The 23,492-nt window shown below is 39.1% G+C and carries 17 protein-coding genes; 13 read left to right on the top strand and 4 right to left on the bottom strand.

Going from position 1 to position 23,492, the window contains the following annotated elements:
• Nucleotides 1–106 precede the first annotated feature (106 nt).
• Nucleotides 107–1,645 carry a YifB family Mg chelatase-like AAA ATPase gene (locus M9949_10330; protein MCO5251801.1) on the top strand — a complete coding sequence of 513 codons (1,539 nt, stop codon included), beginning with the start codon at nucleotides 107–109 and terminating at the stop codon, nucleotides 1,643–1,645.
• On the opposite strand, the gene M9949_10325 is transcribed toward M9949_10330, so the two are convergent.
• From M9949_10325 to M9949_10315, 3 genes are all read right to left on the bottom strand, one after another.
• Nucleotides 1,642–3,024 carry a hypothetical protein gene (locus M9949_10325; protein ID MCO5251800.1) on the bottom strand — a complete coding sequence of 461 codons (1,383 nt, stop codon included), beginning with the start codon at nucleotides 3,022–3,024 and terminating at the stop codon, nucleotides 1,642–1,644. The two genes, M9949_10330 and M9949_10325, sit on opposite strands and share 4 nt — an antisense overlap.
• Before the next feature lie 146 nt (nucleotides 3,025–3,170).
• Nucleotides 3,171–5,477 (bottom strand): TonB-dependent receptor, encoded by a 2,307-nt coding sequence (locus tag M9949_10320; protein MCO5251799.1) that lies wholly within the window; start codon nucleotides 5,475–5,477, stop codon nucleotides 3,171–3,173.
• A gap of 133 nt (nucleotides 5,478–5,610) precedes the next feature.
• Nucleotides 5,611–5,988 carry a hypothetical protein gene (locus M9949_10315; protein ID MCO5251798.1) on the bottom strand — a complete coding sequence of 126 codons (378 nt, stop codon included), beginning with the start codon at nucleotides 5,986–5,988 and terminating at the stop codon, nucleotides 5,611–5,613.
• A gap of 175 nt (nucleotides 5,989–6,163) precedes the next feature.
• Here M9949_10315 and M9949_10310 point away from each other — a divergent pair, with 175 nt between their 5' ends.
• The 6 genes from M9949_10310 (at nucleotide 6,164) to M9949_10285 (ending at nucleotide 11,094) form a co-directional block, all read left to right on the top strand.
• Nucleotides 6,164–6,631 carry a 2TM domain-containing protein gene (locus tag M9949_10310; protein MCO5251797.1) on the top strand — a complete coding sequence of 156 codons (468 nt, stop codon included), beginning with the start codon at nucleotides 6,164–6,166 and terminating at the stop codon, nucleotides 6,629–6,631.
• A gap of 33 nt (nucleotides 6,632–6,664) precedes the next feature.
• Nucleotides 6,665–7,591, top strand: a complete 927-nt coding sequence (locus M9949_10305) for a squalene/phytoene synthase family protein (protein ID MCO5251796.1) — start codon at nucleotides 6,665–6,667, stop codon at nucleotides 7,589–7,591.
• Between the two features lie 4 nt (nucleotides 7,592–7,595).
• The gene (locus M9949_10300) at nucleotides 7,596–8,492 is read left to right on the top strand and encodes a squalene/phytoene synthase family protein (protein ID MCO5251795.1); all 897 of its coding nucleotides are present in this window, start codon (nucleotides 7,596–7,598) and stop codon (nucleotides 8,490–8,492) included.
• 77 nt (nucleotides 8,493–8,569) lie between these two features.
• Complete coding sequence (gene nuoE, locus M9949_10295) at nucleotides 8,570–9,043, top strand: NADH-quinone oxidoreductase subunit NuoE (GenBank protein MCO5251794.1); 474 nt, start codon at nucleotides 8,570–8,572, stop codon at nucleotides 9,041–9,043.
• A gap of 94 nt (nucleotides 9,044–9,137) precedes the next feature.
• Nucleotides 9,138–10,019, top strand: coding sequence for a rhomboid family intramembrane serine protease (locus M9949_10290; GenBank protein ID MCO5251793.1), 882 nt, complete (start codon nucleotides 9,138–9,140; stop codon nucleotides 10,017–10,019).
• Nucleotides 10,020–10,065: 46 nt separating this feature from the next.
• A complete protein-coding gene (locus tag M9949_10285; GenBank protein MCO5251792.1) occupies nucleotides 10,066–11,094 on the top strand; it encodes a deoxyhypusine synthase in 1,029 nt (342 codons plus the stop codon).
• A 102-nt stretch (nucleotides 11,095–11,196) separates the two neighbouring features.
• Here the strand turns inward: M9949_10285 and M9949_10280 are convergent, their stop codons facing one another.
• Nucleotides 11,197–12,279, bottom strand: coding sequence for a PLP-dependent cysteine synthase family protein (locus tag M9949_10280; GenBank protein ID MCO5251791.1), 1,083 nt, complete (start codon nucleotides 12,277–12,279; stop codon nucleotides 11,197–11,199).
• A 297-nt stretch (nucleotides 12,280–12,576) separates the two neighbouring features.
• Here M9949_10280 and M9949_10275 point away from each other — a divergent pair, with 297 nt between their 5' ends.
• The 6 genes from M9949_10275 to M9949_10250 all read left to right on the top strand — a co-directional run.
• A complete protein-coding gene (locus tag M9949_10275; GenBank protein MCO5251790.1) occupies nucleotides 12,577–13,134 on the top strand; it encodes a cupin domain-containing protein in 558 nt (185 codons plus the stop codon).
• Nucleotides 13,135–13,283: 149 nt separating this feature from the next.
• The gene (locus M9949_10270) at nucleotides 13,284–14,573 is read left to right on the top strand and encodes a hypothetical protein (GenBank protein ID MCO5251789.1); all 1,290 of its coding nucleotides are present in this window, start codon (nucleotides 13,284–13,286) and stop codon (nucleotides 14,571–14,573) included.
• Nucleotides 14,574–14,721: 148 nt separating this feature from the next.
• Nucleotides 14,722–15,900: a T9SS type A sorting domain-containing protein gene (locus M9949_10265; GenBank protein ID MCO5251788.1), complete on the top strand. Its 1,179-nt coding sequence runs from the start codon at nucleotides 14,722–14,724 to the stop codon at nucleotides 15,898–15,900.
• A gap of 144 nt (nucleotides 15,901–16,044) precedes the next feature.
• Nucleotides 16,045–19,386: a PAS domain S-box protein gene (locus tag M9949_10260; GenBank protein MCO5251787.1), complete on the top strand. Its 3,342-nt coding sequence runs from the start codon at nucleotides 16,045–16,047 to the stop codon at nucleotides 19,384–19,386.
• A gap of 9 nt (nucleotides 19,387–19,395) precedes the next feature.
• Nucleotides 19,396–22,218 carry an ATP-binding protein gene (locus tag M9949_10255; GenBank protein ID MCO5251786.1) on the top strand — a complete coding sequence of 941 codons (2,823 nt, stop codon included), beginning with the start codon at nucleotides 19,396–19,398 and terminating at the stop codon, nucleotides 22,216–22,218.
• A gap of 74 nt (nucleotides 22,219–22,292) precedes the next feature.
• Nucleotides 22,293–23,492: hypothetical protein (locus M9949_10250; protein MCO5251785.1), on the top strand; the 1,200-nt coding region annotated here is incomplete at its 3' end.

Below are 23,492 nucleotides of genomic sequence, written 5' to 3'. Positions count from 1 at the left end.
TAGATTTTAAAAAAATATTTGTCATATCTGCTAAAAATTCACTTTTTGTGATGATGTTTCGGAAAATGTTGCTATTTTGGATTTTTTGAAATATTGCACGGGTAAAATGTATTCGAGATTATATTCATCATCGCTGATTGGAATCAAAGGATTCGTCGTAGAAATTGAGACGCACTTGGACAACCAGCTTCCGGCATTCAACGTCGTAGGGCTTCCCGACTCCTCGGTGAAGGAATCCCGCGAACGAGTGACCGCCGCAATCAAAAATTCGGATTTCATTTTCCCGAATAAAAAAATCACCGTCAATCTCGCTCCGGCTGACGTCCGCAAGGAAGGCAGTGCTTTCGATTTGCCGATTGCACTCGGGGTGCTGTGCTCCACCGGAATTTTAGAATACGATAATCTCAGCGAAATCATTTTCCTTGGTGAATTATCGCTCGAAGGCACTTTACGACCGATTCACGGGACTTTGTCAATTGCTGTCGAAGCTCGCGAAAGAGGCTTCAAGAGGCTTGTCATTACTGAAGAAAATGCTCCTGAAGCCGCTTTGGTGGACGGATTAGAAATCATCGCCGTTAAGAATCTGCGCCAATGCGTGGATTTCCTGAATGGCGAAATCAAAATTGAAACCACGAAAGTAAATGTTGACGAACTGTTCAGCACTGCAAAATCGGACGAATTCATCAATATGAGCGACGTCAAGGGTCAAGAAGCGGTCAAGAGGGCGCTCGAAGTATCGGCTGCGGGTGGTCATAATATGCTGATGATTGGACCTCCGGGCTCGGGCAAAACGATGCTCGCCAAACGCATTACAACGATTTTGCCGCCACTCTCGATTGAAGAATCGCTCGAAACGACGAAAATTCATTCGGTTGCGGGATTGCTAGCCGACCGAAACGCCTTGATTACGATGCGTCCCTTCCGTTCGCCGCACCATACAATTTCCGATGCGGCTCTTGTGGGCGGTGGTATGAATAAGATTCGTCCGGGCGAAATTTCATTGGCTCATCACGGCGTTTTGTTCATGGACGAATTGCCGGAATTTGCCCGAAATGTGCTTGAAGTGCTGCGTCAGCCAATTGAGGAGAAAAATATAGTCATTTCGCGAACAAAAATGACAATCGTTTATCCGGCGAATTTCATGCTAATTTGTTCGATGAATCCCTGCCCATGTGGCAATTTCGGCGACCCGACAAAAGAATGCACTTGCACTCCGCAGAAAATCAAAAATTATTTGGGAAAGATTTCCGGTCCGCTATTGGACAGAATTGATATTCATGTCGAAGTTCCGGGCGTAAATTATAAAGAGCTGTCGTCCGAACGAGTGGGCGAAAGTTCAGCAAATATTCGTGAACGAGTAATTAAAGCCCGCGATATTCAAATTGACAGATTCAAAGGCACGGGAATATTCAAAAATGCAGACATGGGCACAAAGCAACTGCGCAAATTCTGCAATTTGGACTCCGCATCGGCAGAGTTGCTCAAGATTGCAATGTCTCGATTGGGCTTATCTGCACGGGCATACGACAGAATACTGAAAGTAAGCCGCACAATCGCCGATTTGAGCGATAGCGACTCAATTCAAGCAATGCATATCAGCGAAGCAATTCAGTACCGCAGTCTCGACCGTGAATACTGGCGTTAGGCGATGTGAAGTTCGCGGTTTAATCTCGGGAAAGAATAAACGGGTTCGCCTTCGGAATTAAAATTGAGTTCGCCTTTCAGCTCGACGACTAATTTTTCGAGCACTTTTTTCGCATTATCGATTGCTGTATTATCAGAAATATTCGCATTTCTGAGAATATCGCTTAGCTTGGCTTGTTTGCCGTGATTGCGAACAAATGCCCCAATTAATTTTTTGCGTAAAATATTATATTCACGTTTTCTATTTTTAGCTTTTGTAATAAATACTCGGACAGCCGGAATAATAAAAAATAATGCCGAAATTACCAATGGAAAATATCCCAATATCCAAGCGACCCACGAATACTCGTTAAGCGAATTAATTGTAACTAATTGCTCCTCGTATGAAAATTGGAATTCTTGGTCAGAATTAAATATATTTATTACTATTATTGACATCACTAAATTAAATGTATTCATTGCAGCAATTGCAAAATTTCTGCCTTTCGTATTTCCGGTAACTTCATAAGGTGCTTCGACTTCGTCTTCGTAAAATACAATTTTTCCGCCTTCCAAATCCTTGCTGACTTTATTCATCATTCCGGTAAAATCGCCCACAATCGAGCCTTCGTTGTCAATATACAAATCGCCATTGAATCTCGAAGCATATTCTGCCAAACGAGATTCGGCAACTTCATAATTCACACCTGACAAAGCCACGATATGCCCTGCGGTAATTTTGCCATTATTTTTGCGTATAAATGCAGCGGCTTCTTTGGCATCATCAAGCGGGTCGTATTCAGGGTGCTCGGGACCGAATACAAAACTAAATATCGAGAAAATGAAGTTTTTCCCTTTATTTTTTTCGGGTTCATAAGTGCGGTATCTGTAGCCATATGGGTCGGTATGATAGCTTAAAGCCCGCGACCACATCATGAAGTAAAAGACCTGGAAAATCCCTCGGAAAATCCCACCAATTATGTCGCCAAAATCAAATTTGGAATCGCGGCTGTTATCTCCTCTACTCGCCAAAAGGATTGCAAGCAAAATAAGGGCAAAAACAACTGTGTAGAGAATCATGATAACGCCGACAGATGCTTTATACACAAATGTAAAGCCTTTCCAAATGACATCGAGCACAGACATTAGGACTTCTTTGAAAGTCTTGGAGCCGCGTTTGTGTAGCGGATATTTGAAAAGGAATTGCAGCCTACCACTTTCGCGGTCCATAGTTACGCGAGATTCGTAAAGTTCAATCAAACGCGAAACGCCATCGTTGATTTGGTCGAGCGAAAAGCCCGTTTCTGATGCCGCATCTTCGGGCGAGAGCTTGCCTCGTGCCTTTTTGACAACTCTTTCTAACTCAACAACAACCTTACGGTCTGCATTTTTCGAATCCATTTTTATTCCCTGACTTTATCGCATTAAAACAATAATGACGTTATTTAAGCCCTTGTGATTGTCACAAAATGACGAAATTCGTGGAAAACTAAAAAAATAAGCCCGGCATTTTAATCGGGCTTATTAGTTTCAGTAATATTTTTCGTTTACAGCTTCGTTTTCATCTCGAAATAGGTTGTTCTTGGGCGAACCGGACCATAGATGTAATATGGGTCACGAGTGACACCACGGTCTTTGTCGGTCTGGAAACTGTTCATAATATTATGCATCCCAATTCCGATTTCGATAAATGGTGCAGAACTCACAATATATGAGACTTTGCCGTTTAATTCCACGAAAGCAGGTGTTTCGCGTAATCTGTTTAATGTATTGATTGAGCCGTCCGGTGTGATGCCACCTGCAAAATGCGGCACAAACATAGGTCCGGAAATCACTGCGGACATGTCAAGCGTCCACGATTTGCCGAAATATTTAGATGCTGAAATGAAACCGTACAAATTTGGGCTTTTGAGTAATTTATCTGTAGTATGAATTACATCATCTTCCTCAAACCAAGCGTAGGATTTGTCGAATTTGCTTTGTTGGTAAGTCATTCCGGCTACAAAGGAGAAATTGTTCATCATGCTTGTTTGTAATTCAAAGGTTATTCCCTGTACTTCGGCTACATTGCCATTCCGACGCTCGAGCAACAGGTAATTATCTTCAGTTAAGCCAACATATTCGAGCACGAATACATTATCAAGATGTGTGTAGAACAAGTCCGTAGATATTGCAAATGGTACATCGCCAATCGAAAATGAGTAATCCGCTGAAAAATTCACGTTTTGCGAAAATTCAGTTTTCAAATCATCAGCCATTCGGATAACTTGCAAATCACCGGCTAACAAATTGATATGCAAATCTTCATTGAATGCCTGTGGCGCTCTGAATCCTGTTGAATAACTTGTACGCAAGGTAAAAGTGCTCCAAGGTTTGTACAAAAGACTGGCTCTCGGGCTGACTACGAAATTATCTAAAAAGTTGTGACGGTCAATTCTTGTACCCAAAACAAGGCTTATGCGGTCAGTCATAGTAATGTCATCTTGAACATAAAAGCCGTGCTCGCGAGTGATTTGGTCTAAATAAAGATTGTAGCCCGACAGTTTGTCACTCATATTGTCATATTTGAATTCATACCCGGCGGTGATGATATGCTCTGCACCTAAAAAGTATGGAACAACTTGCGATAGCTGAACTCCCGTTATGAATGTAGAATTATCGGTAGTGCCATAGCCGTTGGGGTCTTGATTTGCTCCGTAGTAATTATCGCGGTTAGTGCTTTGCATCGAAACGTAAGTGGACATTTTGGTATAATTACCGAAAAAGTTCTCGTAGCTGATTTGTCCGGCGTTTGTAATGTGATTGATTGCTTCAGTCAAATCCGATAGATGATACGGAAGCTCAAAATTATTGCCTCCGCGGCGTTTATCGGAAACTATATGATATTGCACACCGATGCGGCTTTGGTAATCGGGCTTATAGAAAGCACGGGCCCCAAAAGTAGTTACCTTCAGTTCGGGAATATCGCTGATGCCGTCGCCGGTTGCGTCCCATGCTTCGCGTGTGCGATTCATCCCAAACAAATAAACACCCATATTTTGTTTGTCGTTGATGACCGAGGTATTGAGATTGATTGTATTATCCGATTTTTCATTATTTGTGAATGATTGATTGAATCCGGCTTCGAAGGAATTGAGATATGGGTCGCGAGTGATAATATTGATTACACCTGCTATAGCACTACCACCATACAGAGCCGAGCCTCCACCGCGAACGATTTCGATGCGGTCAATCATATTGGATGGGATTTGTTCCAATCCGTAAACAGCATTGAGCGATGAAAACACAGGACGGCTGTCAATCAAAATTTGCGAATACTGTCCACCCAGCCCGTTCATTTTCACTTCGCTCGTTCCGCAATTCTGACAATTAGATTCAATTCGCAAACCGGGTTGGAAGCTAAGTCCGTCACGCAAGCTGACCGATGAAGTTGATTCGAGAACTTTGCTCGACAGAACGGAAACCTTCACAGGTACGTCCTCGTAAATTTTTTCGGAGCGAGTAGCCGTAACGACCAAATCCGGTGTTGTGAGATTGGTTTCCACCATTCCGACTTCAATTTCCAATTCGTCGCCGTCAGTATGCTCGAAATTGATGTCATACGAAAATGGTTCATATCCGATTGCCGAAACCAAGACTTTGAATTTCCCGTCAGGAATTCCTCTCAGCACAAATTCACCTCTGCTATTAGCAATGGTACCCAATGTAGTATTGGCAATTCTAACCGTCGCACTCGGTATTACGTTTCCGTCGCCGTTCTTAGTCCGAACGACTCCTCTTATAGTGTGGTTGTGCGAAAATGCTTCATTTGAAAAAACTACAAATAATAAAAGTATATAAATTATATATTTCATGGTTGATTTTTATTTATAAATTAATAATTACGGCTTTCTATAAACCGTTTAAATTGCCTCTTAGAGCAGAAGCGAACTATGTTTGAATAAACATCGCCATCACGAGGTGAAAGCTCTTAATAGATGCTGAATTTTAATATTGGAATGATAGGGGTGGAGCGCGTAGAGATTTGAATGAAACAAGGAAATTATCAATTATCGGGGATTGATACGTTTTCAAATTCCGGACAAAACTGTCTTTGATTGCCAAAGCAATCACTACAAATGCTAAAGTCGCAAGAAGCAGATTTGTCAGCATTTGCAACATTAGAAAATCCAAATCACTATGTGCGTGATTTTGGATAGGAATAGAATTTGAGCTATCGGAATGAGGGTGGGCATGCCAAAGCATGAAACCGCTCTCGGTGATATGGTAGTGACCGTTTGTGGCAGTATTATAAGCAATCAACAAAACTGCAATCATTACGATTACACCCGTTGCTCTTTTTATCTTATCCCACAAAAATTTCATCTTTTCCTATAACTTAATCCTTACTCAATACGTATATAATACGAAAAGGTTTCGATAAAATTTTGATATGATTAAGGGAGTTAGCGATGGAAACACAATTTCTATATTTAAACAATTTGTTTGCGACGGAAGATTTTCTTACTTTTGAGCATAAATCATTTGTTGCAAGGTGTTTATGAGTGAAAAATTATACAGTAAGGAAGATGTTGACCGGATTTTGAAGCGTGCTATTGATGCTTCGCCTTCCTATAGCGGCTCTATTACGGAATCCGAGCTATTACGCATTGCATCAGAACTAAACATTGACCCCGCTCAGGTACGGAAAGCAATGACTGAAGATGTTGCTGTCAACGAATTCGAAAGCGCCAAAGAAATATATCGCAAACGCAAACGTTCGTCGTTCTATGAGCATCTCACTGCGTATGTCATTGTAAATGGATTTTTAGTTGGGATTGATTACATGACTCCCGGAATTTCCTGGTCAATTTTCCCGATTCTGGGTTGGGGTATAGGCTTGGCTTTTGATTTCGTAGATAGCTTTTTCCCGAGCGAAGAAAAAGTCGAAAAGGGAGCCCGAAAGCTGATGAACAGCAAAAAATGGAAGAATATTCTCGATAATTTGATTGATGCATTCAATAGATGATTCAAAATTATGAAATGAAATACAAAGTAAAGTTTGAAAATAGTAGCCGATAAAAAGAGCCTTTTAGAACTGACTCTGCCTGATGGCGGCTCTTTTGCATGCACCAATATTGACGACGCCTATCAGTTTTGTCAAAAAATCGCTAAGGCTCATTATGAAAATTTCCCCGTTGGCTCGGTTTTAATCCCTCAAGAAACACGCAAATACTTCTACTCCGTATATTCATTCGCCCGAATAGCCGACGATATTGCCGATGAACTTGCTTTTTTGGATACGGAGCAAAGAGTTCAAGCTTTGCAATCATTTCTGGCAATTTTGACTGTAGATGGAGATACTCATCTGACAAATCCGATTGCTATGGCACTTCGCGATACTATGAAAGCCAAAAATATTCCAATCGCACCCTTCGAGAAGTTGATTGCAGCCTTCATTTCCGATATTCGATTTGTCCAACCGGCTACATTTCACGAATCTCTGACATATTGTTCAAATTCTGCAAATCCGATTGGCGAGCTCGTTTTGCGACTCTTTGGTGAATATAACCAACAAACAATGCTATATTCGGATGCAATTTGTACGGGGTTGCAATTGGTCAATTTTTGGCAAGACATCTCTATAGATGTCCCAAAAGGCAGGATATACATACCCAAAGACATTTGCGACAAGTACTCCTTAGACTTTTCGGATTTCCCGAAGAATTTAGATGACAAAAATTTTGAAAAAAGTTTGGAAGAAATCTATAATTTTACAAATAATTTTTTTTCATTTGGAAAAAACTTAATAAATTGCTTAATTGCAAAACGATTAAAGTTAGAAATTGCAATAACTTTTGAAAGTGGGGTAAAAATGTTAGAAAAGTTGAAAAAATTAGAGATAAATGTCAAACATAAACGTGTTAGCATAAATAAGGGAGATTTCCCGACGATATTTTATAAAGCAATTAGGAATCATTTGTTATAAAGAGATGGAAACGATAGACCAAATACAACTTGCGAACTACGAAAATGTAGAGCCTCCAAAGCTGGAGCGTTCAAACTTTTTGTATTCTTTCAAGTTGTTGCCCAAAGAAGAGCGCAATGCTATCACTTCCGTTTATGCTTTTTGCAGCTATATTGACGATATAGTTGACGGCTCTCCAAACATCAACAACAAATCTGTCCAAAAGAAACTTGACCGATTGTCATGGTGGGAAAATGAAATCGAAAAAATTTACGCTACAAGGACATTATCACCGATACTATTTCCGTTCCAAGCGGCAATATACCGTTTCGACATCCCTAAGCAATACTTTCTGACTTTGATTGACGGTGTCCGCACTGATTTGATACGCAATCGTTACGAAACCTTCGACGAGCTAAAGCATTATTGCTATAGCGTGGCGGGAATTGTCGGACTAATTAGCATCGAAATCTTTGGGCACAGATACGAAGAAACCAAAAATTACGCAGTTAATCTCGGCTATGCATTGCAAATGACAAATATACTCCGCGATGTCAAACATGACAAAGACAGAGGCTATATCTATTTGCCGCAAGAAGACCTTGACAGATTCGGCATCACTGAAAGTGACATTTTCGAGGAACGATACAATGATAATTTTATCGAGATGATGCGTTTCCAAACAGGCAGAGCTCGGGAATATTTTCACAAAGCTCGTACTTTCTTGCGTCCGGACGAAAAACCGACTATAATCGCCGCTGAAATCATGGATTCAATATACTATCGATTACTCGAAAAAATCGAACTTTCCGAGTATGATGTCTTCAGACGTCGCATCAGAGTATCTGCTTTGCATAAGTTCATGATTACTATGAAACATTGGCTTTCGGTCAAAATGTTAATTAACCGAACCAATAAATGATTTTAGAGTAGAAAGATTTATGATAAATTCTTATTTTTGTAAACAGTTTGAAAATTTATTGAAATAACGGATAAAAAATGCAGATAGAGTTTACTACAGAAGAACTACAAGAAGTTCAGCACCACATATCGAAATATCCCGAAAAGAAAGCGGCACTAATGCCCGTATTATGGATGGCTCAAAAAAAATGGGGCTGGCTGTCGCAAGATGTAATGCACTACGTCGGCGGCTTACTCGATTTACCGGCATCTCATGTCGAGGGTGTTGCTACATTCTATACAATGTATTTCAAAAAACCCATGGGCAAATACCATATTCAAGTATGCACCAACGTATCTTGTATGTTGCTCAAAGGTAAGGAACTTTACGATTATACCTCGAACAAACTCGGACTCAAACACAACGAACGCTCGGAAGACGGAATGTTTTCGCTTGAGGAAGTCGAATGTATGGGTGCATGTGGCGGAGCGCCGATGATTGCAGTTAACGAAGACTTTTACGAATACATGAACAATCAAAAAGTTGATGAAGTTTTGGATAATTTGAAGTAAATTTCAAGTTTTCTGAAAAAATATTCAGAATTCTTGTGACTTTTTGACTCTTTATGTGTTTATAACTATAGAGAGATACAAATTTTAGAAAAAGATGCCGATTAGAAATAAAAATAGTATTGTTTTCTCGAGGGTTTTCCTGCTAATAGTAGGGATAATCTACTTCGTAAATTATATCTACGCAAATATTTTGCCTGATATGCTCTCGCTCCGACCGAACGACGTGTTGGACAATTTGATGATTTGGAAGCTGCTCACGTTTCCATTTACTCCCGGGACAATAGAGGCGATGCTACTTTTTGCAATGACATTCTACTTCATTTCCCCAAAACTCGAAGAAATTGTTGACCAATTCCGCTATCCATCATGGCTGTTTCTGCTTTCCATTTTGCATGGATGCGCCATGACACTGATTTTCTGGAAAACTGATGTGGTAATCGCCGGAATGGAAGGAGTGGCATTTTTCGTGCTTACTCTGTACCTGTTTCTCAAGCCCAAGTCAATGGTGGAATTTATGAAATTTCCTCCACTTTCGACAGTTTTATTCACAGCCGGGCTGATTTTCCTTTGGTTCGGGATGAAAATAGTCAACGTCACAGGCGGAATCAATACACAATTTATACCACAATTTTCATCAGCACTCTTTGGGATTACACTCGGAGCATTGATATATTTGCAAATCAGATTAGCAAGCAACCACAGAAGCCGCAGCCGTGTGGACAGATATGATAGCGACTTGAAAGTCCCAAGACCCGAAGAGCTTTCGGTGGCACTGATTTCCAACACAAAATTGAAAAAGCAGTATAGAACTTTGGAAGATGAATTAGAAACTGAATTGTATTCGTTACTATCGGATGACCCTGCCGAAAACGAAGAAAAACTCAATGAAATACTCGACAAAATTGCCGTTCATGGCAAAGACTCTTTATCGCCTTATGAAAACAGGTTCTTGGAAGAGTATTCCAAGCAATTATGATTTCGAAAAAAACATTCCATATATTATAAATCAAAATAGGTGAATCATGGCTGAAAGGACAGATTTTCTAAATCCTGATATGTTGGTAGAACATATTGACATAACAAAAATTAACACCATTCCATTGGTAGAATCAATGGGCAAAATGGCATTTCAATCACGCAATTTGCACCGTGCCGCAACGATTTTCGATATGGCAGTATCGGATGTGAATTGCTGCAACTATCTGACTTTAGCCGGCTCATTAGTTAGTGCAGGTCTGAAGAAAGTAGTAGTAGATTTGCTTGAGAACAACATGGTGGACGCAATAGTTTCCACAGGAGCAAATATCGTTGACCAAGACTTTTTGGAAGCACTCGGATTCAAGCACTACCAAGGCACTCCATTTGTGGACGACAACGACCTAAGAGATTTGATGATTGACCGCATTTACGACACATATATTGACGAAGAGGACTTACGCGTTTGCGATATGACAATAGCCGAAATCGCCAATAATTTGCCCCCGCGCCCATATAGTTCACGCGAATTTATCGTAGAAATGGGTAAATGGCTCGTTGCCAACAACAAAGGGCATGGCTCAATCATTCGTACCGCTTACGAAAAAGGCGTTCCCATTTTCTGTCCGGCATTTTCAGATTCATCCGCCGGATTCGGATTGGTGCATCATCAATATTTCCGCGGAAATGAAGTAGTTTCGATTGATTCCGCAAAAGATTTCCTCGAACTTACAAAAACAAAAATTGAAGTCAAAACCAGCAGTTTGTTCATGATAGGCGGCGGTGTACCAAAGAATTTCATCCAAGACGTAGTAGTCGCAGCCGAAGTATTGGGATTTGAAGCGGAAATGCACAAATACGCAGTTCAAATCACAGTTGCCGACGAACGCGACGGCGGGCTTTCGGGCTCAACGCTGAAAGAAGCCAGCTCATGGGGCAAAGTCGAAACAACTTACGAGCAAATGGTCTTTTCCGAAGCAACAATCGCCGTTCCACTAATCGCCAGCTACGTTTACCACAAAGGCAATTGGCGTCCACGCACCGAACGCCGCTTCAACGACATGTTGGATAAATAAGAACACAGAAAATTTTTATAGAAAAATCTGAAACCACTTTGCACAAAAGTGGTTTTTTTTGTTTCGGATTTGTTACAATTTACAGAGCGAGAAATTCCCCTCTTAAGGTGTGTCTGTGAAGCAGACGGGGTGGAGATTGGCGATATTGGTCATCTCTATACATTCGCTGGGGGAGCAGCACCTTGCACATACTCTTTTAAATGCGGTGTAGTAGGACAAATCAACATCAATTGAAATGAAATCATTTTTTATTGCTTCAATTTTGAGCAAATCGGTACTCAGATATTTTTTATTGTCGTCGGGGAAAACGGTTACTACTGTTGCATCAGAGCCGATTTCATTCTGGATTTTCAGTGCTGCCAAAAAATTCGCTCCTGATGAAATACCAAGTCCTAAGCCCAAATCGCAGGATAATTTTTGTGCCATGATTATCGAATCGCCATCATCTATATCAATAACCTTGTCCAAGGAGTTCAAATCCAAAACAGCGGGTATGAATTCATCTGAAATGCCCTGAATGCGGTGTTTGCCAACTTTATGCCCTGTCGAAAGTGTCGGCGAATTTGCAGGTTCCATTGGTCGAACGATAATGTCCGATTTCTTGGATTTAAGATAGGCACCGACACCCATAATTGTTCCACCTGTGCCTACTCCAGCTACGAATGCATCAGGCGTTATCCCGCGATACATCAGCTGATACCATATTTCGGGACCTGTCGCATTGAAGTGTGCTTCGGAATTGTCATGATTGGCAAATTGTTGTGGCAAGAATCCACCAATTTCAGTTGCCATTTCTTCGGATTTTGTAATGCTCCCCAGAAAACCGCCTTCCTCGCGTGTGACCGAATGAATATCGGCTCCAAGGCTTCTAATCAAGTCCTTTCTTTCTTGGCTCATCCAATCAGGCATGAAAATGACAACTTTATGCCCCAAAGCTCTGCCGATTGCTGCAATTGAAATTCCTGTGTTGCCACTTGTGGCTTCCAATATGACTTGCCCGGGCACAAGAGCCTTGCGTTCGTAAGCTTTCTTTAGAATGTGCATAGCCATTCTGTCTTTGATTGAGCCTGTCAGGTTGAAGTTTTCTGCTTTTGCATAGAGCTTTCGTTGTTCGCCCTTATAGTTGAAGTGAATGCACATGATTGGTGTATTGCCAATCAAATTAGTAAATCCGAAAAATTTCATATCAATTTCCGGAAAGTCTTTATTTATCATAAATTACTATAAATATCATTTAGAAAATTGGTTTCAAATCAATCTCAAAAATACAAAATTTAGCAAATATTGACATTTTGTAACAACATCAAGTCAGAAAAACTGAGTTATTATTTTGGTGAATTAACTCAATAGGCTTTTTTCGGTTTAGCTTAATCCATTTTTCATTTGCAAAATTGATGTTAATATATTATGTTTGCCAAATCTATTATTTATAGTGTGCTAATTTTCATGTTAGCGTTGCAAAAATTATAAAGGAGTTTTTGAATGCCGCAAAAAGGTCAAGTCTTAGTGAATCCCGTCTCGGGTGACTCTTATGAGTTTTTGGAAACTTCCAATGAGACCAACGGGGAACGAATTTCAATAAAAATGGTGCTGAAAACGAAAGGGCTATTAGTTCCCAATCATTTCCACGTTTTGCAAGATGAAACTTTCGAAGTGCTTGAGGGCAAGCTAACGATATGGTTTGGCGGCAAAATTCATATTCTTAATGCCGGTGAGACAATGACTCTCCCAAAGGGCAAGTCGCACAATCACTACAACGATAGCGATGAAACACTGACTATGATTCAAACAGTCACTCCGGCGCTTGATTTTGAATATTTGATGGAGAATCTCATCGGGCTTGCCTCGGACGGACTGATGAAAAATGGCAAAGCCGGAATATTTCAAGAGTTGGTGACTTTGAAGTATCTTGATAGCAAAAGTTTTCTTGCCGATGTTCCCGTTGGAGTTCAAAAAGTATTGATGAACACCGTCGCTCCAATATCGCGGATGTTTGGGTATCGTGCTGTTTATAAAAAATATTCAGGATTTGAAAAATAGTATAATGAAACTGTTGCCTTAGAACAAAATTTCATTTTAACATATTCAATATGCTCAATAGTGCTTAAATACTAATAATGAGTATAATTTTGTAGATTTGTGTACTTTTGTATATTCAATTTCAATCCTATTCCGAAAGAGTTCAATAAATGTATTTGACAGAAAGTTATAAAGATTTGTTCAAACAAAGGAATTTGGCATCATTGGGCAAAGCACTTTTAATGCTCCCGAGATTCATACGGGACGTAATCCGAAGCGGCAAGACTGAAGAATTGACTTCCTTTATGTTTTGGGAAATGAAGCATCAACTTGGATTGTTCGGGAAATCGAAATATCTGAAATTGTCTAAACAAAGCTCATATGAACTTGAAGTTTTGGAAAGCTCTCTCGATGATTTAATTGAAAATTCTAATACTCGAAAAAAAGCGAAATACTCCGTTTATAAGTGGTGGAAAGTATTTCACAAAGGAAATTTGTTAGTTGGCGCTCTAATTGAATCAAAAAATCAAATCAGCGTAGTTGACCGTGAAAACGGCACGATTGCTCACTTTGCAAAATTTGATGGTGAAATCATGTCCGTCTTTGTATCCTCCGAAAATATAATCTATGTTTGCACTTTCGGATATGTCTATCGCGGAACGGTGAATTCCGAATTCGTCAAAGTCGTAGATTTCGCATTCCGGCTCAGTTACTTCCGAAATAATTGTGGTATGACAGAACTTCCTGACGGCACTTTGATTGTGTCCGAATATGGTGTTTTGTGGGAAAATGGCAGATGGGTTAGTCTGGCATATTTGTACATAAGTCGCGACAATGGCTTAACTTGGAAAGCGACTGATTTCTTGATTAAAGATGACGTAAACAAACATGTTCACCTTGTTAAATATCTTAAAAATTTGAATAAACTATGCCTTACTGATGGCGATAATCACAAAAGATTGCGTTTTAACGATACATTACAAGACCTCGAATCCATTTCCCGAAAATCAGGCGATGATGGATGGCGGACAATTAATAAACATCATGTAGGTATGGGTGGGCACACTTCTGTTGTAGAATTTGACAATTCTGTATTCTTCGGGTCGGATTATTTGGGAGGAACAAATTTTATGATTCGAAGCGATGATTCCTACAATTTTTCATATCAAGTTCTCCCTAACCCTTACCGAAGGAATGCAATTAGTCATTTAATAACTAAAAATGGCGGAACCGGTGTCGAAATTTGGGCATTTATTGCCGATTTGGGCAATTTCAATCATACAAAAGGCTTAATAATGTATTCGTCTGATGGTGGGCAGTCATGGAATCAATTTTTTGAGTATGATGGCAACGACTATGTAATCGAAATTGTGTCTGCGGCAGATGAAATTGTGGATTCAATTTTCATAAGCCTCACCAATAAAGCGTCAGGAGTATACACTGTGATAGAAGTGCATTAAATTTTCACAGTTACTAAAAGTTAAGGACATGTATAGACTTTTCTTCGGAAAGCCTAAGATAATTGTTAATATTGTGTGAAATAATTTTGTAAACAAATGAATATTTTTATTATATTTGCTATTATTAATTGTTTATTTGGAGTAATTTATGAAAAGTTTTGTACTATTTATTGCCTTTTTATTAATCTTTGCATTGTCTGCCAATGCTCAAATCACAATCAATCGTGCCGACTTTACGTTTAATCCAAGCGTAGGATATAATTCTACTCAGGTATGGGAAGGTAGTTTGACACTGCCGACCGAAGGCGAGAATCAAACTTGGGATTATTCAGAAATTGAATTGGGTTTCCAATATGCAGAGGGCATATTAGAAGCGGGCACTGATAGTGAATTTGAGGGTGCAAATTATTATAATATGTCCGGACAAAGTCCATTCGGTGATTTTCAAGAAATCACATTTTGGTATCAATTGAATGACGAACGTTATGTAACTTTAGGGAGAAAACTTGGTTATACGACTTCAGAATTAAGTGGCGTGACCGGTAATTCAATGGATTCTATTGTACTTGTCGGTAATACTGATGTTTATGCTCAACCTGTATGGTCATTGAAATTCCCGATGACATATGGCTTGAAAATGGAATCGGATTTTGAACTTACCGTAGATTTTGAATTAACTGTACAAGCCTATGGTATTGATAAGGTGCCCGGATATAATCGTCAAGAATGGCAAACTGAATGGGAAGTTGCAGGTTGGGGAACTTTGATAGTACCCAATCCTAACGGTGGCGACCCAATTAGTGTTGAGGCATTATTAGTAAAAAATACAGAGATTTTCGACGATAACTATTACCTAAACGGACAACTTGCTGCTGAGATGTTGACAGATGCATTCGGATTGACACAAGGACGAGTTTATAGTTACACAAATTACAGGTTTTTTGCAAAAGGTTTGCCCCGTTCAGTTTTGGGCATGAGATACAGCAATGACACCGAAACTTTTACAAGCAGTTCAATGTCCACCGATGTTTCAAGCATCGCATCAGTTTCAGAAGCTCAAACTTTATTTCCGATTGAAGCAAAAGTATTCCCAAATCCCGTGTTTAACCAATTTAGTATCCAATTCGACAAGACAGATTCGCAAACATGGACTATTGAAGTATTTGACAATTTAGGCAAAAATCTACAAGTAGTTCAAATTACAGATGAAATCGGCGAAATTACCAAAATTATTAATTTAGAAAATTCGGCTGTGGGAATAATTAATTTCTCAATCAGAAATGCTAACGGGCAAATTATGACAGCAGGCAAACTCATTAGTGGGTAATATAAATGCAAATTATTTGGCATCAATAGTTAATATTTTTTCATTAAATCCAATTAGTATATTAATTGGATTTTTTTTCATTTGGTATATCAGATTTTTTTATGTAATTTAGAAGTTAGCTTTTTGAATATTTAGGTACATATAATGTCGTTAGAACCGAAAAATGGTTTCTTCAACAAAAGGATGCTGATAAGTTTAGCATCAATTTTGAGCCTGTTGATATTGATAGGAGCATATTTGTTCTACCAATTTGAAAAGCGAGCTGCTTTTAATGAAAGCTCTAAAGATATCAAAGCGATTGCCGAAATGAAGCTCAGCCAAATTGAAATGTGGCTTAAAGAACGGACAGGCGACGCAATTGTTGTAGTCAAATCCCCTTTTTATAAATCTCGGGTAAAAGCTTTCTTGAATGACACTTCAAATAGTGAGTTAAGAGCAAATATAATCACTCGTTTACAACCCGCACTTGAAAATTATCATTATGAGAATATTTTTCTGTTAAATAAAGACGGGAAAATTATTTTGTCTGTTGAGAATTTTGATGACGAAATTGACAAGATTACAAGTTCATTTGCTTCAAAAGCTATGGAAAATGGCGAAATCACATTTACTGATTTTTATTATTGCCCAACTCATGATGCAGTACATTATGATATCATCACACCACTGACCGACGAGCAAAACAAAATATTTGCTGCACTTGTCTTTCGTGTAAACCCAAATAATTTCTTATATCCACTAATCAAGCGTTGGCCCACAATTAGTGAAACTTCCGAGACTATACTCGTGCGTCGTGAAGGCGATAGCGTTTTGTTTCTGAATGATTTAAACCATAGTGAAAATAAAAATCTTAGCCTTAAAATACCTTTAAGCATGACTACGCTACCGGCGGTAAAAGCAGTTAAGGGCTATTACGGTTTATTCGAGGGAATTGATTATAGAAACGAAAAGGTTCTGTCATATATAACTCCCGTTCCCGGAACGGCATGGTACATGATTGCAAAGATTGACAAAGACGAGGTTTTCGAAGATTTTTACGCCCGTACGAGATATCTCACTGTGTTTACTATATTTCTAATCTTCTTTATATTCACCGGTGCTGCATTTGTTGCGGCAAATTATCAGAAGAATTATCTGGGCAATATTATAGCTAAAGAACGAGAAGTATTCAGGTCCAAGCTCGAATTCCGTACTACATTGTATAGCATTGGCGATGGAGTCATAACAACAGATGATAAAGGCAATGTTCAGGTAATGAATGCAATTGCAGAGGAGCTTACAGGTTGGACTGAAGATGAAGCAAAAGGGAAAAAATTAGACGAAGTATTTGTAATAGTGAATGAAGATACTAATGAGACCGTTGAAAATCCTGTAGAAATTGTTCTGAGAGAAGGGCAAATTGTCGGGCTCGCTAATCATACTTTGCTGATTTCTCGTGACGGCAGAGAGATTCCAATTGCCGATAGTGGTGCTCCGGTAAGAGATTTGGAAGATAAAATATCAGGGGTTGTACTCGTTTTCCGCGACCAAACCGAAGAAAGGTGTATGCAAAAGGCTCTCGAAAAGAATGAGAAAATGCTGCGTAAAACTGAAAATATTGCCAAAGTCGGCGGTTGGGAATTTGATGCTTTAACTTTAGAAGGCTCTTGGACAGATGAAACGGCTCTGATTCACGACCTCGACCCGGCAGATAATACTAATGTGCAAATTGGACTTAAATATTATACCGAAGATTCTCGTCCAATTATAGAAAACGCGATTAAAGAGGCAATTGAATTAGGTAAACCTTACGATTTGGACCTTGAAATTATTAGTGCAAAGGGCATTAGAAAATGGGTCAGGACAATCGGTCATCCTACTTTTAGAGAAGGAAAAGTAGTAAGAATGAGCGGGTCCTTCCAAGACATTACAGACCTGAAAATGATTGAATTGGCATTGCGTGAAAGCGAGGAAAACCTTACCATTACACTGAATTCCATTGGCGATGGTGTAATTTCGACTGATAGCAAGGGTATCATCAAGGGAATCAACCCAATAGGAGCCAAATTAACCGGTTGGGAGATTGAGGATGCAATTGGCAGACCATTCAAGGAAGTCTTCAAAATATTACATGCCGAAACATTAGAGCCTGTCGAATGTCCGGTTGACCAAGTCTTTTTAACTAAAGCCATCGTGGGACTTTCAAACAAGACATTATTAATTTCAAAAGATGGCACTGAACGCAATATATCCGACAGTGCCGCTCCGATTAGGGATTATGATGGCATTATTCGTGGTGCTGTTGTAGTATTTTCCGACGTAACTGAAACTTACAAATCGCGACGTGAAATTCGCGAAAGCGAGGAAAAATATAGAAACCTAATAGAGCTTTCTACCGATGCAATTTTCATCAATCAATCCAACAGCATAGTTTATGCCAATCCATCATGCTTAAAAATATTAGAAGCAGATTCGGCAGAACAAATCATTGGCAAGTCACCTTATGAGATTTTCCATCTCGATTATCATGAGATTATAAATCATAGAATTCAGACAATGTTAGCTGATTATAAGCCGGTAGAATTGATTGAAGAAATAATCATAAGTCTCAAAGGAAAACAAGTAGCTGTCGAAGTTACTGCTGCCCCATTTGAATTGAAAGGCAACAAAGCTATTCAAGTGATAATGCGTGACATTAGCGAACGAAAAAAGGCTGAAAAGAAAATTCGCGAAAGCGAGGAACGATACCGTTTGTTAATCGAACAAATGGAACAGGGCTTGGCAATCCACGAAGCAATCTTTGACGAGAGTGGCAAAATGGTGAATTACAGATTTATTGATGTAAATCCCGGATTTGAAAAGCTGACGGGATTGAAACGTGATGACATTATTAATAAAACAGTCTTCGAAGTCTTGCCTAACACAGAACAATATTGGATTGATACTTATGGTGAAGTTGTAAAAACCGGCAAACCCATACATTTTGAAGATTATTCGGCAGAGTTAGATAAATATTACGAAGTCAGAGCTTATAGTCCTCAGCCAAATCGTTTTTCAGTAATATTTACGGATGTCACTGATAGAAAGAAATCATTGTTAGCTCTTGAAAAGAGCGAAAGAAACTACCGTGAAATATTTAATTCTACAAGCGAAGCTATTTTCATTTATGATGCCAATACCGGACATTTGATTGATGCTAACGAAACTATGGTAAATATGTACGGATATGATTCGGTAGAGGATATACTGAAAACCACAATAACCGATAGAAGTTCCGGTATTGGAAACTATACGGGTAATGTCGCTTTTGAAAATGTGCTTAAAGCAAAGACCGAAGGACCGCAGATTTTTGAATGGCACGCTAAGAAGAAAAATGGTGAGCTATTTTGGGTTGAGGTATCATTACGCGATACTGACATTGGTGGTGAGGATAGAATACTCGCCGTTACAAGAGACATTAGCGACCGCAAGAATGCCGAAATCGAATATGAGAAAAGCGAATCCTGATTCCGCAATTTGGTCGAGGGTGCCTTTGATGGTATTTATATTTTACGTGAACATGGCTATGAATATGTAAATGATAAGTTCTGCCATATTACAGGTTATTCAAGAGAAGAAGTGACTTCGCCGGATTTTGACTACAATGTATTTTTGACAGACAGAAGTAAGGCTTTAATAGAAGAAAGGTTTAACGCAAGAAAAGAAGGGCGCCCTATACCAAGTATTTACGAAACAGAAATCAAAACAAAACTCGGAGTAATTAAAAATGTCGAAGTAAGCACGGTCCAGCTTGATAATGAAGGTGAAGTTGTGGTGATTGGAATCATGAGAAACATCACCGAGCGAAAGAATATGGAAATGAAGCTCAGAAGACAACTTCTTTTCGAGCAATACATAATTCAAGTCTCAACAAAATTCCTAAACACAAGAATTGAAGATATAGATGAATTGATTGATACAACTCTCAAAGGAGTGGGCTTACTCGATGAAGTTGACCGCTCTTATTTATTCTTGTTGTCCAAAGACCGAAAGCTATGCTCCAACACAAATGAATGGTGCAGAGAGGGAATTGAAGCTCAAAAAGAATCGTTTCAGAATATGCCGCTTGCAGATTTTCCTTGGTGGATGGAAAAAATCACTAATAACGAAATTGTACATATTCCTCGAATTAGAGATTTGAGAGATATGGATGGTATCAATGCGGCTGAAATAGAAGTTCTGGAAATGGGTGGTGTCCAATCCGTGATTGTACTCCCCCTCAAACGCAATGGTGATTTGATTGGATTTATCGGATTCGATGCCGTTCAAACCGAAAAGCAATGGCATGACGAAGATATACTTTTACTGAGATTATTAGGCGAAATTCTCGTAAGTGCATTTAATAGGCTTGACATTGAGCAAGCCCTAAGAGATTCGGAGGAATTATCGCGAAATACTCTTGACGGGCTTTCAGCTCATATTGCTATTGTCAATACGAACGGTGAAGTAGAGGCTGTAAACAAAGCTTGGCGGGATTTCGCTGTTGAAAATCATGCAATATTAGCCAATGTTTCCGAAGGCTCCAATTACTTGGAAGTTTGCGATATGACTTTGGGTGAAGAAAGAGTTATAGCGATAGAGTTTGCCTTTAACGTCCGGAAAGTACTGAATGGCGAATTAGAATCCTATGAAATGGAATACCCATGTCATTCGCCAACTGAAAAAAGATGGTTTGTGGCAAGAGTTACGAGATTCCCCGGTGAAAAAGACTCCAAAGTAGTAATCGCACACGAAAATATTACTAAACGAAAGTTGGCAGAAATGTCGCTAAAAGAAGAACAAGACAGGCTCCAACTTGCACTATATTCTGCTAATTTGGGATTATATGACCTAAATGTACAAACCGGTGAAGCTATTGTAAATGACGAATATGCGGTTATGCTTGGCTATGACCCTGATGAATTTGTCGAATCTCACGATAATTGGATAGAGAGAATTCATCCCGAGGATTTAAAACCGACGATTGATTATTACAACAAATACATTGCCGGTGAGATTGGCGAGTATAATGTCCATTCTCGTCAACGCACAAAGAGTGGTGATTGGATGTGGATACATTCGGTGGGGGCAATTATTGAATGGGACCAAGATGACAAACCGCTGCGTATGATTGGGATTCATCAAGATATAAACGATGTTAAAATGCTGCAAGAGCAAATTATCCATGCTCGTGATAAAGCCGAAGAAAGCGATAGATTGAAGACTGCATTCTTACAGAATATGTCACACGAAATCCGTACGCCACTAAATGGAATAATCGGGTTCTCGGAATTGCTTAAAGACAACGAACTTTCTACTGAGGAACGCAACGAGTTCACTGCAATCATTCAAGCAAGTGGCAGAAGATTGATTGAAATTGTCAATAATGTGCTCGACATTTCAAAAATCGAAACCGGACAGATGAACATACGAAATCATGCGTTTTCGATTAATACAATCATCTATGATTCCCTCGATTTCTTTACTCCACATGCTAAAGAGAAATCCTTGTTACTAAAATATCATGTGGGATTGGAAGATGACGATAGTATATTTATTTCGGACTCGGTCAAAATTCAACAAGTTTTGACAAATTTGATTAATAATTCGATTAAATTTACTGACAATGGTTCAGTGGAATTTGGCTACGAAGTTCTTGATACTGAATTACTTTTCACCATCAAAGATACAGGTATTGGCATAAGTGATGAATACAAGGAGCGCGTTTTCGAGAGATTCATACAAGCAGATTTGACCACCACCCGTACATACGAAGGCTCGGGCTTAGGATTGTCCATCTGCAGAGGTCTCGTTGAATTGATGGGTGGCAGAATTTGGCTCGAATCTGAATTGGGTGTAGGAACTACTTTTTATTTTACAGTTCCATTTATTCCCGATAGGCAAGTTGAAACACCAATATATGAGGTCGGTAAAGATGCAATTAAATCAAGTCACGTAATATTGATTGCCGAAGATGATATCACCAGCTTTATGTTGCTCAAAACAATACTCAAAGAGCATAAATTTGAAATCCTGCACGCCTCAAATGGGGAGTTTGCTGTTGATTTTGCTCAAAAGCGGGAAGACATCAGCGTGGTACTGATGGATATCAGAATGCCGATTATGGACGGAATGGAAGCGGCGGGTTTGATTAAACAATTCCGACCGAATTTGCCGATAATTGGGCAAACTGCATTTGCTTTCAGCAACGAAAAATCCGAGATTCTGAGTTCGGGATGCGATTATTATATATCCAAACCTATTGATAGCAAAGAATTGCTTTCATTGCTTGTTACGATTTTGGAAACTAACCATAAATAGATTCCAAAGCTTTACAATATTATTTAGTTTCTCCGATTACTATTCGATGAATATAAGCGGATTTTGATTTGGAAATGAAGAATAAAGATTGGTTCCCATGGCTTTTTGCTATTGGGTATCTTTTGCTGAATGTGATATTCACATCTAAGGTTTTTTCTTTATCCCATGATAGTATATTATATTTTTGGGAGATACTCGAAAGATATTTCGTGCTTCATCCGCATCATTTGTTATTCTGCCCAACGATGACTTTTGGAAGTGATTTGCTGACCAATATCGGGTTCCAATCTACTCAATTTGCTGTTAATTTCATCAATTCCGTTGCTACAACTTCTACGCTTGTCATAATTTATTTTATTCTCAGGAATAATCTCGGATTGAATTTATTTACTGCTCGAATTGCAGTGCTACTATGTGCATTTTCTTATGCCAATTGGTTTTATGCAATCAATATCGAAACTTATCAGCTGCCCTTAGTATTCGTTTTTGCATCGATTTATATGATTACAAAGCGTACAGTGAGCACTCCAGATATTATTCAGGCAGCATTATTTGGTGGAATTGCGGTACTTTTTCATCAACTTCATGCTTTGATGGGTCTGGTTGTTGTTCTATATTTTGCACTCACTGGATTGAAGTCCAATCTTAAAAAAATCATAATATTTTCGATTATTTTCAATTTTGTTTGGTTCGTCGGATATGCAATCGCATTATATATTTTGGGCTATGATACATTTGATAAAGTGTCATATTGGTTCTTCTTATATCATCATGAAGCTAATTCGTGGTCGGGATTTGGAGTGCAATTTTTCATAAAGCCCTTAATTGGTATCATCCGTTCGGTAGTGTCCATTCATGGATTGCTTATCGAAGGGCAGCTGAATTCGATGTTGTTTCGGTTGTTTGCCGAAAAAGATTTGTCCGACGATGCCTTTATTGTCCGAAATTTTCGGACATTTGATTTTTGGCTCTATTTCGTAATGATAATTTCGCTTTTTGCCACGATATTCTATGTTTTTGCAAGCCAAATCAAAAGCATTGCCCGAGTATTTTCGACAAATTCACGATACCTATTCTTTGCAATTTTCATGCTGATTTATGCCGTGTTCTTTGTGTTTTGGGACCCTACAAATATGGAATTCTGGATACCGCAATCAATCCTTTTCTGGATTTGTTTCGCAGTACTTGCGGGGAAAATCACACCTAAAAGGCGAGGGATGATTTTGGCAATAGGAGCGGTTGTTCTTCTATTTTTGCTAAATTTCCGATATACA

Source organism: Candidatus Kapaibacterium sp. (genome assembly GCA_023957315.1).
In the GTDB taxonomy this organism is placed as follows: domain Bacteria; phylum Bacteroidota; class Ignavibacteria; order Kapaibacteriales; family UBA2268; genus PGYU01.
Note: the sequence above shows the minus strand (reverse complement) of the source record. Positions and strands in the feature narration are given on the sequence as shown.

Excerpts from the sequence above, each read along its gene's own strand:
- M9949_10330 (MCO5251801.1), top strand. The coding sequence starts at position 107 with ATGTATTCGAGATTATATTCATCATCGCTGATTGGAATCAAAGGATTC.
- M9949_10325 (MCO5251800.1), bottom strand. The coding sequence starts at position 3,024 with ATGGATTCGAAAAATGCAGACCGTAAGGTTGTTGTTGAGTTAGAAAGA.
- M9949_10320 (MCO5251799.1), bottom strand. The coding sequence starts at position 5,477 with ATGAAATATATAATTTATATACTTTTATTATTTGTAGTTTTTTCAAAT.
- M9949_10315 (MCO5251798.1), bottom strand. The coding sequence starts at position 5,988 with ATGAAATTTTTGTGGGATAAGATAAAAAGAGCAACGGGTGTAATCGTA.
- M9949_10310 (MCO5251797.1), top strand. The coding sequence starts at position 6,164 with ATGAGTGAAAAATTATACAGTAAGGAAGATGTTGACCGGATTTTGAAG.
- M9949_10300 (MCO5251795.1), top strand. The coding sequence starts at position 7,596 with ATGGAAACGATAGACCAAATACAACTTGCGAACTACGAAAATGTAGAG.
- nuoE (MCO5251794.1), top strand. The coding sequence starts at position 8,570 with ATGCAGATAGAGTTTACTACAGAAGAACTACAAGAAGTTCAGCACCAC.
- M9949_10290 (MCO5251793.1), top strand. The coding sequence starts at position 9,138 with ATGCCGATTAGAAATAAAAATAGTATTGTTTTCTCGAGGGTTTTCCTG.
- M9949_10285 (MCO5251792.1), top strand. The coding sequence starts at position 10,066 with ATGGCTGAAAGGACAGATTTTCTAAATCCTGATATGTTGGTAGAACAT.
- M9949_10280 (MCO5251791.1), bottom strand. The coding sequence starts at position 12,279 with ATGAAATTTTTCGGATTTACTAATTTGATTGGCAATACACCAATCATG.
- M9949_10275 (MCO5251790.1), top strand. The coding sequence starts at position 12,577 with ATGCCGCAAAAAGGTCAAGTCTTAGTGAATCCCGTCTCGGGTGACTCT.
- M9949_10270 (MCO5251789.1), top strand. The coding sequence starts at position 13,284 with ATGTATTTGACAGAAAGTTATAAAGATTTGTTCAAACAAAGGAATTTG.
- M9949_10265 (MCO5251788.1), top strand. The coding sequence starts at position 14,722 with ATGAAAAGTTTTGTACTATTTATTGCCTTTTTATTAATCTTTGCATTG.
- M9949_10260 (MCO5251787.1), top strand. The coding sequence starts at position 16,045 with ATGTCGTTAGAACCGAAAAATGGTTTCTTCAACAAAAGGATGCTGATA.